Origin of the sequence: Bacteroides sp. MSSM.1001136sp1_RTP21357st2_D2_RTP21359_211015 (assembly GCF_040913205.1) — a bacterium.
Classification (GTDB): domain Bacteria; phylum Bacteroidota; class Bacteroidia; order Bacteroidales; family Bacteroidaceae; genus Bacteroides; species Bacteroides ovatus.
Genome location: NZ_JBDFVF010000009.1, coordinates 21,991 through 36,737, shown reverse-complemented (window position 1 = coordinate 36,737; position 14,747 = coordinate 21,991). Strand labels below are relative to the sequence as shown.

Here is a 14,747-nt window from a genome sequence, read left to right as displayed (position 1 = left end):
TAATTTTTTTAGTATTAAGTATAAAGTGTTTTAGTATCTTCTTTTATTGTTTTGACGATTGTTGGTATAGTTCGTCTTCGGACGGTAGTTCTGATTCAGGCGTTCTGCCATCAGCCGGACGATATCGTCGGTCATTTGGAGTTCCCCGTTGGACAGTTCGTACAGGTCTTCGGCAATCTTTTTGTCGTCCACTGTATCTTTGTTCCATGCCAGGTAATCCTTCTTCATGTGGTTGCAGATAAGAGCGATCAGGTTTCTCTTTTCGTTTCCTTCAGGGAATTCGATCGCTTTTTTTATCAGTACTTCCAGCGTATGTCCGTAGTGACGGTAACGCATACGGGCGGTGGAGTAGGGGATATGGTCCGGGCGGGTCACCAGATTATCCTTGCGGATGATTTCATACGGATAGTCAATATCCAGCTCAAAACCGGACATGATAGCCAGGTGGTCCCAAAGCTTGTGCTTGAAATCGGGTACATCACGCAAATGGGGGAACATATTTCCCATAATGTTGATGATGGTGTTGGCACAACGCTGACGTTCTGCACGATCCTGAATGGTCAACGCATAATCTACCATGTTCTGGATGCTACGTCCGTATTCGGGAAGCGGCATTCTTTTCTGTTGAGTATTGTATTGCATTTGTTAAATTAAAATTGAGAATTAAAAATTAAAAAATTAAAGAAGCTTTTTCGGCATGGAGGCAACGAATTCTTTCAGGTAGAAAGGTTCGAAGTAAGCCACGTCTTTATAGTCTTCATCGGCCACTGCTTTTTCTGCCAGTGGGAACATCATTTTAGCCAACGGATGGATATTGTCGATAAAATGTGCGTTCGGATGCGTGATCTGTTCGCGGCATTTGTCGGCTCCGTTTCCAAAGAAATAAACCGGTTGTTCGTTCAGGAACTCCAGGTAAGAGTTCTCATCTACGATGTCGGCGGCAACTGTACGTTTCACTTGTAGACGACGGTCATAGACGGCTGCATATACTTCCATGCGGCGGGCGTCGATCATCGGACAAAGCAAAGCGTTTTCGGGCAAGTCGTGATACAACAGCACCGGAACACTCAATACTTCCAGCGTCGGGATACCGATCAAGGGGATATTGCGCCCGTAACAAATTCCTTTCGCCATAGAAACCCCGATTCGGAGTCCGGTGTACGAACCCGGTCCGCAACTCACTGCAACGGCATCCAAAGGGATGGCATGACTGTCTATGAACGACAATGCTTCATCTACAAAAACTCCTAAAGACACGGCGTGTGAAGGGCCTTTCAAGTCTTCTTTCACAAAAATCGTCTGTCCGTCTTGACTGGCCGCTACCGAGCAAACAGAGGTAGAGGTTTCAATATTCAGTATACACGACATAAAAATCAGCTTATTAAATTGTCGCAAATTTACATGATTATTTCCAATTCTTAAAATATTCGTGTACTTTTGCACAAAACTTTAAGGTTATGATACAGTCTATGACAGGATACGGTAAAGCTACGGCCGAACTTCCTGATAAAAAAATAAATGTAGAAATCAAGTCGCTCAACAGCAAGGCAATGGATTTGTCCACTCGCATCGCTCCGGCGTATCGTGAAAAAGAGATTGAAATCCGTAATGAGATTTCTAAAGTTCTGGAACGTGGAAAAGCTGACTTCAGCCTGTGGATAGAGAAGAAGGAGGGTGCGGATGCTGCTCCCATCAATAAGGATGTACTGAAAAGTTATTATAGCCAGTTGGATTCGATAAGCCGCGAACTGGGGATTCCTTGTCCCGCACCGGAAGACTGGCTCCAACTATTACTTCGCATGCCGGACGTGATGACGAAAACGGAAATTCAGGAACTGACGGAAGAGGAATGGAGCATGGTGCATGCTACCATACTTGAAGCCATCAGTCATTTGGTAGATTTCCGCAAACAGGAGGGGGCTGCATTGGAAAAGAAATTCCGTGAGAAGATTGCCAACATCAACAGTTTGCTCGAACAGATTACTCCTTACGAGAAAGAACGTGTAGAGAAAGTGAAGGAACGCATCACTGATGCTCTCGAAAAGACGTTAAGCGTAGACTACGACAAGAATCGTCTGGAACAGGAACTGATTTACTACATCGAAAAACTGGATGTCAACGAGGAAAAACAACGTCTTAGCAACCATCTGAAATATTTCATCAGCACGATGGAAAGTGGTAGCGGACAGGGTAAGAAGCTTGGTTTTATCGCCCAGGAAATGGGTCGGGAGATCAATACGTTAGGCAGCAAGTCCAATCATGCTGAAATGCAGAAGATCGTAGTTCAGATGAAGGATGAACTGGAACAGATTAAGGAACAGGTGCTGAACGTGATGTAAAACAGTATCTATCATTTTTAATTCTTAATTCTTCATTAAACTTATGACCGGTAAGCTAATTATTTTCTCTGCTCCGTCGGGTTCGGGCAAATCTACTATAATCAATTATCTGCTGACGCAGAACTTGAATTTAGCGTTTTCTATTTCTGCTACCAGCCGTCCTCCGCGTGGAACGGAGCAGCATGGGGTTGAATATTTCTTCCTTACGCCGGAAGAATTTCGCCAACGCATTGAGAACAACGAATTTCTGGAGTATGAGGAGGTGTATAAGGACCGTTATTACGGAACGCTGAAAGCGCAGGTAGAAAAGCAATTGAAAGCGGGTCAGAATGTGGTGTTTGATGTAGATGTGGTTGGCGGATGCAATATCAAGAAGTTTTATGGCGATCGTGCGTTGTCGGTGTTTATCCAGCCGCCTTCGGTGGAAGAATTACGCTGCCGGTTGGAAGGACGTGGAACGGATGCGCCGGAAGTGATTGAAAGTCGCATCGCTAAGGCGGAATATGAATTGGGTTTTGCTCCGCAATTCGATTGTGTGATTGTCAATGACAATTTGGAAACTGCTAAAGCGGAAGCTTTGAAAGTTATCAAAGAGTTTTTGGAACAATGAATAAGCAGAAAACCGGAATCTTCAGCGGATCATTCAATCCGATTCACATCGGACATCTTGCTCTAGCCAACTACCTTTGTGAGTATGAAGGATTGGATGAAATCTGGTTTATGGTGAGTCCGCAGAATCCTTTGAAAGCACAGGAGAAGTTATGGAATGATGAATTACGTCTCGAACTGGTAAAGTTGAGCATCAGTGACTATCCTCGTTTTCAGGCTTCAGATTTTGAGTTTCATTTGCCTCGCCCCTCATATAGCGTATATACGTTGGAGAAACTGCGTGAGGCATTTCCCGATCGCGAGTTTTATTTCATTATCGGTTCCGATAATTGGGAACGTTTTGGATATTGGTATCAGTCCGAACGTATCATTAAAGAGAATCAGATTCTTATTTACCCCCGTCCCGGCTTTCCCGTCAAAGAGGAGGAATTGCCGGAAACGGTGCGTCTCGTTCATTCTCCTGTATTTGAAATCAGTTCTACTTTTATTCGAGAAGCACTGGATGCAGGGAAAGATGTTCGATACTTTGTGCATCCAAAGGCTTGGGAGGCTATCCAGTTTACTCCGTTAATCGATGAAGAGTAATAACGATGATTTCCGCCGGAGCGCCGACACGGATTGGTAATTTGGAGGTTCCTATTCCGTTTGTTATAATCAAAGGTATTTTTGCAGAATTATATGCCAGTCCGGTGATGAAACGATTGCCATAGTGTGAGTTAAGTGCCGGGGCAACTCCGAATACACGGACTTGTCCGCCGTGGGTGTGTCCTGCCAGGGCAAGGTCGGTGTTAGCTACTGAAACATCTTCGATGTAATCCGGAGTATGAACCAGTAAGATGACAAAATCTTTGGGAGAGAGTGCCAGAGTAGGCGATACTCCGTTGCGCCCCAGATCAAAAGGATTGCGCACTCCAGCGATAATGATCTGCTGCCCGTCTTTACGAAGCGTATCTACTTCATGTTCTAACGGACGCATGCCGTAATGTTTCATTGTATTCACAATATCGTCGTGGCAACGTTCGTAGTCGTTATTGCCCATTACCCCATAAGTGCCCATCGGTGTTTTTACGCGTGCCAGTGCGGAAAACAAAGGTTCCACATATTCACAACCTTCCTGATAGTCACCACCCATTAGAAGCACATCAGCCTTTTGAGCAATCAGTAGGCGGACAAGGTCGTTCAGGCCTTTTTCTTTCAGCAGACTTTTGTAGTGTAAGTCGGAAATGAAAGCGATACGGAAACCTTCAAAGGCTTCGGGAACATCGCGGTGTGTAAAGTCATATTTTACTACACGGTCCACTCCGGTATAGACAGAAGATACATCTACGCTGGAAGAAGTGATTTTTGTTCCCCGCAGTACCAGATCCGACGATTCGTGTGTATCGGTAGAAGTCTTTTCCTTTGTATTCTGCTTTTTGTTTTTGGAAACATTCAGCTCTTTGAGTTGCGAGTGGTCGGGGGAGAATAACCCGGCTATGGCATTAGCCGTATCCGGATAAATAGAATCTGAATTTAAAACAGGGCGTGGCAAGGTAGCCACCATATTCTTTTTCGACTTACAGGAAACCAGCAAAAGCAATGTCAACAGGATAACAGGGTAGATTGTTTTTATTTTCTTCATCTTCTCTTAGTTTGAAGTTTTTCGGGGTGCAAAGATACGAAAAATCATGTATCTTTGTCCGTCAAAACTATTTATAATATATTAAAGTATGGAAGAAGTAAAGCGTAACTCGCTACAAGCATGGATATTAGCTGCACGTCCCAAAACGCTGACAGGGGCCATAACTCCGGTTATGATAGGTACTGCTCTTGCTGCAATGGACGGACGTTTTCACTGGTTGCCTGCACTGATCTGCTGTCTGTTTGCAAGTCTGATGCAAATTGCCGCTAATTTCATCAATGACCTTTTCGACTTCCTCAAAGGAACAGACCGGGAAGACCGGTTAGGCCCCGAACGTGCTTGTGCGCAAGGATGGATTTCTCCGCAAGCGATGAAAACCGGGATTATTATTACGGTTGCTCTTGCCTGCCTTATCGGCTGTACGTTACTCTTCTTTGCCGGGTGGGAATTGATTATCGTAGGAGTGCTTTGTGTGTTATTTGCCTTTCTTTATACCACCGGTCCTTATCCTCTTTCTTACAACGGTTGGGGCGATGTATTGGTGATTGTCTTTTTCGGCTTTGTACCCGTAGGCGGAACATATTACGTACAGGCGCTAACTTGGACACCGGATGTCACTATCGCCTCTTTAATCTGCGGACTGCTTATCGACACATTGTTGGTAGTCAATAATTATCGTGACCGCGAAGCGGATGCACGCAGTGGAAAAAGGACAGTGATCGTTCGTTTTGGCGAGAAATTCGGTCGCTATTTTTATTTGATGCTGGGGATTACCGCTTCTCTTCTCTGCTTGTGTTTCCTTCGTGAAGGTCATTTCTACGCCGCTTTTCTTCCGCAACTTTATCTGATCCCTCATTTCCTTACCTGGAAACGGATGGTGAAAATATACAGCGGTAAAAAATTAAACAGCATATTAGGCGAGACTTCGCGTAATATGCTGCTTATGGGTATTCTTATTGCAATAGGAATGTTGATAAATTGAGAATCATTTCCCGTACATCTTTTCGTAGTAACCCTGATAATCTCCGCTGGTAACTTCTTCCACCCAAGCTTGGTTGGCTAAATACCATTCGATTGTCTTTACGATACCGACCTCGAATTTAGTTTCGGGATACCATCCTAAGGCATTTGTTATCTTGGTGGGGTCGATAGCATAACGTTGGTCGTGTCCCAGACGGTCCTTAACGAAAGTAATCAGATCTTCGTTGATCCATTCGATCGAAATATCTCCGTTTTCGTCTTTCACTTTCTTTTTGAGAACCTGACGATATTCGGGATTTTCTGCCATCAGACGGTGGATAGTCGAAATTGTCAGTTTCACGATTTCGAGGTTTGTTTTCTCGTTGTGTCCACCAACGTTGTACACTTCTCCGTCTTGACCTTCACGCACAACGAGGTCGATTGCTTTGCAGTGGTCTTCCACGTAAAGCCAGTCGCGCACATTGCTACCGTCACCGTAGACGGGGAGATGCTTTCCTTCGAGGATATTCTTGATAATCAACGGAATCAATTTTTCCGGGAAGTGGTACGGACCGTAGTTGTTGGAGCAACGGGTAATCGTTACCGGCATTTTATAAGTGTCGTGGTAAGCCATTACCACCATGTCTGCACTTGTCTTAGAAGCACTGTATGGGCTGTGAGGACAAAGCGGAGTTGCTTCAGTGAAATACCCTTCGGCTCCCAATGAACCATACACCTCATCGGTAGATACCTGATGATAGCGTACACCTTTTCTCCAGGTCGGATATCCTTGTTCGTCTTTCCCCATTACCCATGCACGGCGTGCACAATCCAGTAAGTTCTGTGTTCCGAGAATGTTGGTAATCAGAAACAGTTGCGGATTTTCAATGCTGCGGTCCACATGGCTCTCGGCAGCGAAATTCACCACATAGTCAAAACGATACTCAGCAAAAAGACCGTCTACCACATCGCGGCTACAAATGTCTCCTTTGATAAAGACACAGCGTTCGTTGTCGATGTCTTTGGCAATCGTTCCTAAGTTACCTGCATACGTCAAAGCGTCCAATATCACGACTTTGATGTCGTTATGTTTGGCTAAGATGTACTTGATGTAATTTGCCCCGATAAATCCTGCGGCACCGGTCACTAGATAAGTTTTCATATTTTATTCTTTATGTTGATTTTAGGATTGTTTAGCCAATTCGATAAGGTACTTACCATACTCGGTTTTTTCGAGCTGTTGACCCAGTAGAAGCAACTGCTCCGTCGGAATCCATCCCTGACGCCAGGCGATTTCTTCAATACAGCTGACGTAAAAACCTTGGCGGTTCTGAATAGTGGCCACGAAGTTGGAAGCTTCCAGCAGACTGTCGCAGTTACCCGTATCGAGCCATGCAAATCCGCGTCCGAAGAGTTCCACTTTCAATGTACCTTCTTCCAGATACAGACGGTTCAAGTCTGTTATCTCATACTCTCCACGTGCTGAAGGACGAAGAGCCGCTGCTTTTTCCGTCACACTGGCATCGTAGAAATAAAGTCCCGGAACGGCATAATTGCTTTTCGGCACTTCCGGCTTTTCTTCCAGTGAAATCACTTTTCCCTGTTCGTCAAATTCCACTACACCATAAGCGCGCGGGTCTTTCACGTAGTAACCGAAGATGCAGGCGCCCTTTTCTATATTGGCAGCCCGGCGGAGCATGGCGGAGAAGCCCTGTCCGTAAAACATATTATCCCCAAGAATCAGACAGCCCGGTTCGCCGTTCAGGAAATCGGCTCCCAATACGAAAGCTTGTGCCAGTCCGTTAGGTTGTTCCTGAATTTTATAGGAGAAAGACATACCCAGTTCCTCACCCGTTCCCAACAAGTCGCGGAACATCGGCAAATCGCGTGGAGTCGAAATAATCAACACTTCGCGTATTCCTGCCAACATAAGTGTTGACAACGGATAATAAATCATCGGCTTGTCATACACAGGCATGATTTGTTTGGAAATCGCTTTAGAGAGCGGATAAAGTCGGGTGGCACTACCACCGGCTAGAATAATTCCTTTCATGTTCGTCTGAGTTATTCATTAACTGCGTGCAAAGGTCGGAAAGAATTCCGACGTGGCAAAATTTTAAAATAATTTTTCAATCTGGCAGGAACATTTATTTTATTTGTCCGCCAATTCGATGACTTCCAAGTCCTGAAAGGCCCCCTGGTTGATAACAAAACGTACCAAAGTCCGTACTTTGTGGAAACCGGACATGCCGGCAGCTCCCGGATTAATATGCAACATATCCAGCGTTTTATCATATTTCACCTTTAATATATGAGAATGTCCGCTGATAAAAAGTTTGGGCGGACGTGTCATCAGACTGCCGATGATGGAAGGATCGTATTTCCCCGGATAACCGCCGATATGTTTAATCAGCACTTCTGCACCATCCACCGTGAAACGGTTTATTTGCGGATACAGCTTTCTGATTTCCTGTCCGTCAATATTTCCATATACCGCCCGGAATGGACGGAAGGCGGCTAACTTTTCCGCTACTTCCAGCGAACCGATGTCTCCGGCATGCCAGATTTCGTCACACGGTTCAAAATATTCCAGATATTTCTCGTCCCAGTAAGCGTGAGTATCAGATAATAATCCAATTCTTGTCATAAATTTCTTTGTTTAATCCCACAAAGATACTATATTTGGAAAAATCTTAAAGCACATGGAAAGCAAATATAATTATTTCAAGCGAGATATTAGTTGGCTCTCATTCAATTACCGCGTATTGTTGGAGGCTCTGGACGAGCGTCTACCGCTCTACGAACGTATCAACTTCATCTCTATCTACTCTTCCAACCTCGAAGAGTTTTACAAAATCCGTGTAGCCGACCATAAAGCTGTTGCCTCCGGCGCTACGGAAAGTGATGAAGAAACCGTACAATCCGCCCGCGAACTGGTAGAAGAAATAAATAAAGAAGTCACCCGCCAGCTGGATGACCGTGTACGCATTTATGAAGAGAAACTACTACCTGCCCTGCGCAAGAATCACATCATCTTTTATCAGGACAGACATGTAGAACCGTTCCACCAGCAGTTTATTAAAGACTTTTTCCGGGAAGAAATTTTTCCCTACCTGCAGCCTGTGCCTGTATCCAAAGATAAAATAGTCTCCTTCCTGCGGGATAACCGCCTTTACCTGGCCATACGAGTCTATCCGAAGAAAGAAGGAAATGAAGGAACTACCAGTCTAACAGAATCCCGGCAACCTCTTTACTTCGTGATGAAGCAACCCTACGCCAAAGTGCCCCGCTTCATCGAACTTCCATCCCGCGAGAAAAACCATTACCTGATGTTTACCGAAGATATAATCAAGGCAAACCTCAACCTTATTTTCCCCGGCTACGATGTCGATTCCAGCTACTGCATCAAAATCTCCCGTGACGCTGACATATTAATTGACGACACCGCCAGCAGTGCCGACCTTGTCGCTCAACTCAAGAAGAAAGTGAAGAAACGTAAGATCGGTGACGTCTGCCGTTTCGTCTACGACCGTGGTATGCCTCATGACTTTCTGGACTTTCTGGTAGACGCCTTCCATATTCAGCGCGATGAACTTGTCCCCGGCGACAAGCACCTGAATCTTGAAGACCTGCGTCATCTTCCCAACCCGAACAAATCTCTTCACAGCCTCGAAAAGCCGAAGCCAATGAAGCTGACCATCCTCGACGAAAAAGAATCTATCTTCAACTACGTTGCCAAGAAGGACCTGTTATTATATTACCCTTATCACTCTTTCGAGCACTTCATCCACTTCCTGTATGAAGCCGTGCACAACCCGGAAACCCGTGAAATCATGGTAACCCAATACCGCGTAGCTGAAAACTCCGCCGTCATCAACACCCTGATAGCCGCCGCCCAAAACGGCAAGAAAGTCACCGTATTCGTGGAACTGAAAGCCCGTTTCGACGAAGAAAACAACCTTGCCACGGCCGAAATGATGCAAGCCGCCGGCATTAAAATAATATACAGCATACCCGGTCTGAAAGTACACGCCAAAGTAGCCCTTATCCGCCGCCGCGGACTGAACGGTGAAAAAATACCCAGCTACGCCTATATCAGCACCGGTAACTTTAATGAAAAGACCGCCACCCTCTACGCCGACTGTGGCCTTTTCACCTGCCGTCCGAAGATAGTGGCCGACCTCTATAACCTCTTCCGCACCCTGCAAGGCAAAGAAGACCCGAAGTTCACCACCCTTCTTGTCGCCCGTTTCAACCTCATCCCCGAATTGAACCGCCTGATTGATCGGGAAATCGCCCTCGCCGACGAAGGCAAACAAGGCCGTATCATCTTAAAAATGAACGCCCTTCAAGACCCCGCCATGATCGACCGTCTCTACGAAGCCTCCGAACACGGCGTACAAATAGACCTCATCGTCCGTGGAATCTGTTGTCTTATCCCCGGACAGTCATACAGTCGTAACATTCGTGTCACCCGTATTGTAGACAGTTTCCTCGAACACGCCCGTATCTGGTACTTCGGCAACGACGGCAAACCCAAAGTCTTCATGGGCTCCCCCGACTGGATGCGTCGTAACCTCTACCGCCGCATCGAAGCCATCACCCCCATTCTCGCCCCCGACCTGCGTGACAGCCTTATCGAAATGCTTAATATCCAGCTCGCCGACAACCAAAAAGCCTGCTGGGTAGACGACAACCTGCGAAATATATTCAAAAAAAGAGCGCCCGGCACCCCCGCTGTACGAGCCCAATACACCTTCTATGACTGGTTAAACAAAACAAATAACTAAAAAACAACCAACTAATTAACTAACATAAGAATCCCATACCCGTGTCCTGCAACTTACAACGCCCCACACGGCCTTCCCGCAACGTTCCCGCTGCACATCCCCCGTTATACGCCCTTACTACATGGCTTCCCTCGCAACAACCACACCGACATCTCATGCAACCTCCCCCACAACGCCCACCCCGCACGCCCCTCCGGCCTACTTTTTTCTCCGTCAAGCGAGCCCCCGTAACGGAGCGTCAAAAAGGGCAGACTGTTTGAGCGTAGCGAGTTTCTGCCCTTTAGCGCAGTGCAGGGAGCGAGTAGGAGAAAAAAGTCAGCCTTGAATTTTTCTTTGCTTCTTTCTTTTGTTTCAAGACAAAAGAAAGACGATTGTAACATAAATGTAACATGTATGACACCTCCCTGCAACGTCAAATCCCGTCCTTTGCAGCCGGAAACAACATACACATATATTTATTATGGAGACTATTTATTTATGCATTATCATCTTCCTCTTTGTACTAGCTGTTTTCGATCTGATAGTCGGAGTCAGTAATGATGCAGTTAACTTTTTGAACTCTGCGGTAGGCGCCAAGGCCGCTTCGTTTAAAACCATTCTTTTCATAGCCGGTATTGGTATATTCATTGGCGCTTCCCTGTCCAACGGTATGATGGACATTGCCCGGCACGGCATCTACCAGCCCGAGCACTTCTACTTTGCCGAAATCATGTGCATTCTGCTGGCCGTCATGTTGACCGACGTAGTACTGCTGGACGTATTCAACTCCATGGGGATGCCTACCTCTACCACCGTTTCACTAGTCTTTGAACTACTCGGAGGTACCTTTGCCCTCTCACTTATCAAAGTACATAATAGCGATACCCTCGGTCTGGGCGACCTCATAAACACCGACAAAGCCCTCTCCGTCATCATGGCGATCTTCGTCTCCGTCGCTATCGCCTTCTTCTTCGGAATGCTTGTACAATGGCTTGCCCGTGTGATATTCACTTTCAACTATACGAAAAAGATGAAATACAGCATCGCCCTCTTTGGGGGGATAGCCGCTACTGCCATCATCTATTTCATGCTTATCAAAGGACTGAAAGACAGCTCCTTCATGACCTCTGAAAACAAACACTGGATACAAGACAACACACTGATGCTAATCACCGTTTTCTTTGTATTCTTCACCGTACTGATGCAAATCCTTCACTGGATGAAAATCAATGTTTTCAAAGTCGTCGTACTGATGGGAACCTTCGCTCTGGCTCTCGCTTTTGCCGGTAACGACCTTGTCAACTTTATTGGCGTTCCCCTCGCAGGTTTCTCCTCTTTTTTAGATTACACCGCCAACGGAGAAGGAAACCCGAACGGCTTCCTGATGACCTCCCTGCTGGGACCCGCCAAAACCCCGTGGTATTTTCTTATCGGAGCCGGAGCCGTCATGGTCTACGCCCTCTGCACCTCTAAAAAAGCACATGCTGTAATTAAAACATCTGTCGACCTTTCCCGCCAAGATGAAGGAGAAGAAGCATTCGGAAGTACTCCGATCGCCCGCACAGTAGTCCGCATCAGCATGACACTTGCCAATGGAATCTCCCGAATAATGCCGGAGGGCAGCAAAAAATGGCTTGACTCCCGCTTCCGCAAAGACGAAGCAATCATTGCCGACGGAGCTGCTTTCGACCTTGTCCGCGCTTCTGTCAACCTGGTATTGGCCGGTCTGCTCATCGCCTTGGGAACCTCCCTGAAACTTCCCCTTTCCACCACCTACGTAACCTTCATGGTAGCTATGGGTACTTCTTTGGCCGACCGCGCCTGGGGACGTGATTCAGCCGTTTACCGTATCACCGGCGTATTAAGCGTCATCGGAGGCTGGTTCATCACCGCCGGAGCCGCCTTCACCATCTGTTTCTTCGTAGCTCTCGTACTCCATTATGGAGGTAACATCTCTATCATCGCCCTCATCGGTATAGCTGTATTCATCTTGATCCGTAGCCAGGTGATGTACAAGAAACGCAAAGCGAAAGAACAAGGTAACGAAACGCTGAAGCAACTGATGCAAACCACAGACAGCACAGAAGCCCTGCAACTGATGCGTAAGCACACCCGCGAAGAACTTTCCAAAGTATTGGAATATGCAGAAACAAATTTCGAACTGACTGTCACTTCATTCCTTCATGAAAATCTGCGAGGATTGCGTCGTGCCATGGGGTCCACTAAATTTGAGAAACAGCTCATCAAACAGATGAAACGTTCGGGCACCGTCGCCATGTGTCGTCTCGACAATAACACCGTACTCGAAAAAGGACTTTATTACTATCAAGGCAACGACTTCGCCAGCGAATTGGTCTACAGTATTTCCCGCCTCTGCGAACCTTGCCTCGAACATATCGACAACAACTTCAACCCATTGGACGCCATCCAGAAAGGTGAATTCAGCGATGTTTCCGAAGATATCACCTATCTGATTCAGCAGTGTCGTAAGAAAATGGAAAACAACGAGTACAACGACTTCGAAGAAGAAATCCGTCGTGCCAACGACCTCAACGGACAGCTTTCACTATTGAAACGTAAGGAACTGCAACGTATCCAAAGCCAATCAGGAAGCATCCGGGTAAGTATGGTGTATCTCACGATGGTTCAGGAAGCACAGAACGTAGTCACTTACACTATCAATTTGATGAAAGTAAGCCGTAAGTTCCAGATGGAAACTGAAATGCCGTAAGGACGAAAAGCAAGGATCGTCCACTGAATAACGGACGAATCATACTCCGCACGGAAAGGACTGTCTGATAAACCCTGTTTATATAGGAGGGGTGTATCAAACAGTCCTTTCTTTTTCAGAAATAGGTTTAAAAAAAGTTCTACTCTTTAGCATTTGATCTGGTAAAATTGTATATTTATAGTCGATAAGATACTTGAGACGATTTTAGATGCAATGATATAAAAACGAAATGAATGAAATATCAGTTAGAAATAACCACCTTACTGGTTCCTGTCAATGTGCATCAACTGTTTGAGAAATGTGAATGGCCTGAACTAAACTGTTTTGACAGAGAAAAGGTTGAAGGCTATTTCTCTGATTTGGTGAATGGTATTCAAACCGATGAGGCTTTGGACGATTGGACGCTGACCGTTGTCCTTTATATCGGCACTTATTTGGGAGCCAACCATATCAGTATCTGGAAACATGGAATCACCGATACGGTAACTAAAGAAAAAGTGCTGACGATAGGTATACCTCTTCCTTGTAGTAAAACCATTCGTTGGGGAGTGAAGAAGAAAGGACGTTTTACGGGTAAAATACCGGATGAAAGCTTTAGGAGGAATAACAGACTCCTTCCCGTCAACTTTGCAAAATATGATAATATGGAGACCTATATAGAAGATAACATCCGGATAGCCCTTTTGAACCTGTTTGAAGTTGGTTTTACCCTGAAAGGATATAAAGTAAAGAAGCGGTGATAAGTAACTGAATTGTAATCAAACTTCTTTTTCATAGGGATTAAACTTGCTTATCCCGGCAGGAAAACGTATCTTTGTTGGTAAGAAAACTATAACCGCAAGTTCTGATTATAAAACCGGAACTTTTGATTATGTAATCAGAAGTTTCAGTTATAAAACCAGAACTTGCGGTTTTAGTTTGTCCTATAGGAAAAACAACTTTTCCTGTAGGGGAGAACAAGTTTTCTACCTATAGCGAGTAAGTTTTCTATTAATAATCAATATTTCAAATAAACTTTAGTATTATGGCAATGTACGTAATGGAAGAAATGCCCGATATTCATGGAACGGGCGAACAGGTACTTTATCCTCGGTTTGCAATGATAGATCAGGTATCTACCGAGGATTTAATACGTCAGATAGCATCCAGCAGTGGTTTTAATGTCGGAGATGTGGAAGGCGTAATTACACAGATCGGTATTGAAATGGCACATCAGATGGCAGAAGGCAAGTCTGTGAAGCTGGATGGTATCGGAACATTCTCTCCTTCGTTGGCGTTATGCAAAGATAAAGAACGCGAAAAGACCGGAGAGGGTGAAACCCATCGTAACGCACGAAGCATTGTGGTGGGGAGCGTGAACTTTCGTGTAGACAGGAAGATGGTGAGGCGTATCAACGGAAGATGTCTGCTGGAAAGAGCTCCGTGGAAGTCGCAACGCTCTTCACAGAAGTATACACCGGAGCAACGACTAGCATTGGCTGTTAGATATCTGGAGGAACATCCTTTTCTGACGGTCTACGAATACCGGAAACTGACAGGTCTGCTGCGCACGGCGGCTACCAATGAATTGCGCCAATGGGCGTATACGCCCGGTTCCGGTATCGGGATTGATGGTAGAGGAACACATCGGGTGTATATAAAGAAAACATAATTCATCATATTTGTATGATGATACTATACAAATACTTTATATCTTTGTAAAACAATGACATAAATCG

14 protein-coding genes are annotated in these 14,747 nt (G+C 45.5%); 8 read left to right on the top strand and 6 right to left on the bottom strand.

Going from position 1 to position 14,747, the window contains the following annotated elements:
• Positions 1–30: 30 nt before the first annotated feature.
• Both AB5217_RS07970 and tsaB read right to left on the bottom strand, forming a co-directional pair.
• Positions 31–642 (bottom strand): DUF4290 domain-containing protein, encoded by a 612-nt coding sequence (locus tag AB5217_RS07970; RefSeq protein WP_004296797.1) that lies wholly within the window; start codon positions 640–642, stop codon positions 31–33.
• A gap of 36 nt (positions 643–678) precedes the next feature.
• Positions 679–1,368: a tRNA (adenosine(37)-N6)-threonylcarbamoyltransferase complex dimerization subunit type 1 TsaB gene (tsaB, locus tag AB5217_RS07965; RefSeq protein ID WP_004306883.1), complete on the bottom strand. Its 690-nt coding sequence runs from the start codon at positions 1,366–1,368 to the stop codon at positions 679–681.
• Between the two features lie 89 nt (positions 1,369–1,457).
• Between tsaB and AB5217_RS07960 the strand changes: the two genes are divergently transcribed.
• Genes AB5217_RS07960 through nadD form a run of 3 tightly spaced genes read left to right on the top strand, consistent with a single transcriptional unit; the run spans position 1,458 to position 3,533 of the window.
• Positions 1,458–2,339, top strand: a complete 882-nt coding sequence (locus AB5217_RS07960) for a YicC/YloC family endoribonuclease (protein ID WP_004296799.1) — start codon at positions 1,458–1,460, stop codon at positions 2,337–2,339.
• A gap of 43 nt (positions 2,340–2,382) precedes the next feature.
• A complete protein-coding gene (gmk, locus tag AB5217_RS07955; RefSeq protein WP_070782523.1) occupies positions 2,383–2,949 on the top strand; it encodes a guanylate kinase in 567 nt (188 codons plus the stop codon).
• Positions 2,946–3,533, top strand: coding sequence for a nicotinate (nicotinamide) nucleotide adenylyltransferase (gene nadD / locus AB5217_RS07950; RefSeq protein ID WP_004326037.1), 588 nt, complete (start codon positions 2,946–2,948; stop codon positions 3,531–3,533). Before gmk ends, nadD begins: the two co-directional genes overlap by 4 nt.
• Here the strand turns inward: nadD and AB5217_RS07945 are convergent.
• Entirely contained in the window at positions 3,508–4,569 is a 1,062-nt protein-coding gene (locus AB5217_RS07945; RefSeq protein ID WP_004306886.1) for a metallophosphoesterase, read from the bottom strand. The two genes, nadD and AB5217_RS07945, sit on opposite strands and share 26 nt — an antisense overlap.
• A gap of 88 nt (positions 4,570–4,657) precedes the next feature.
• Between AB5217_RS07945 and AB5217_RS07940 the strand changes: the two genes are divergently transcribed.
• Positions 4,658–5,551, top strand: coding sequence for a 1,4-dihydroxy-2-naphthoate polyprenyltransferase (locus AB5217_RS07940; RefSeq protein ID WP_004296804.1), 894 nt, complete (start codon positions 4,658–4,660; stop codon positions 5,549–5,551).
• A 3-nt stretch (positions 5,552–5,554) separates the two neighbouring features.
• Here the strand turns inward: AB5217_RS07940 and rfbB are convergent, their stop codons facing one another.
• The 3 genes from rfbB to AB5217_RS07925 all read right to left on the bottom strand — a co-directional run bounded on the left by rfbB (position 5,555) and on the right by AB5217_RS07925 (position 8,176).
• Complete coding sequence (rfbB, locus tag AB5217_RS07935; RefSeq protein WP_004296805.1) at positions 5,555–6,691, bottom strand: dTDP-glucose 4,6-dehydratase; 1,137 nt, start codon at positions 6,689–6,691, stop codon at positions 5,555–5,557.
• Between the two features lie 21 nt (positions 6,692–6,712).
• Positions 6,713–7,582 carry a glucose-1-phosphate thymidylyltransferase RfbA gene (gene rfbA / locus AB5217_RS07930; protein WP_004296806.1) on the bottom strand — a complete coding sequence of 290 codons (870 nt, stop codon included), beginning with the start codon at positions 7,580–7,582 and terminating at the stop codon, positions 6,713–6,715.
• 99 nt (positions 7,583–7,681) lie between these two features.
• Positions 7,682–8,176, bottom strand: a complete 495-nt coding sequence (locus AB5217_RS07925) for a metallophosphoesterase family protein (RefSeq protein WP_009038686.1) — start codon at positions 8,174–8,176, stop codon at positions 7,682–7,684.
• A 55-nt stretch (positions 8,177–8,231) separates the two neighbouring features.
• On the opposite strand from AB5217_RS07925, the gene AB5217_RS07920 reads away from it, so the two are divergent.
• The 4 genes from AB5217_RS07920 to AB5217_RS07905 all read left to right on the top strand — a co-directional run bounded on the left by AB5217_RS07920 (position 8,232) and on the right by AB5217_RS07905 (position 14,680).
• Complete coding sequence (locus tag AB5217_RS07920) at positions 8,232–10,319, top strand: RNA degradosome polyphosphate kinase (protein ID WP_004296808.1); 2,088 nt, start codon at positions 8,232–8,234, stop codon at positions 10,317–10,319.
• A gap of 460 nt (positions 10,320–10,779) precedes the next feature.
• Entirely contained in the window at positions 10,780–13,029 is a 2,250-nt protein-coding gene (locus AB5217_RS07915; RefSeq protein ID WP_368112570.1) for an inorganic phosphate transporter, read from the top strand.
• A gap of 233 nt (positions 13,030–13,262) precedes the next feature.
• Positions 13,263–13,769, top strand: a complete 507-nt coding sequence (gene imm9, locus AB5217_RS07910; protein ID WP_070782520.1) for an Imm9 family immunity protein — start codon at positions 13,263–13,265, stop codon at positions 13,767–13,769.
• 284 nt (positions 13,770–14,053) lie between these two features.
• The gene (locus AB5217_RS07905) at positions 14,054–14,680 is read left to right on the top strand and encodes an HU family DNA-binding protein (RefSeq protein WP_004296814.1); all 627 of its coding nucleotides are present in this window, start codon (positions 14,054–14,056) and stop codon (positions 14,678–14,680) included.
• Positions 14,681–14,747 lie beyond the last annotated feature (67 nt).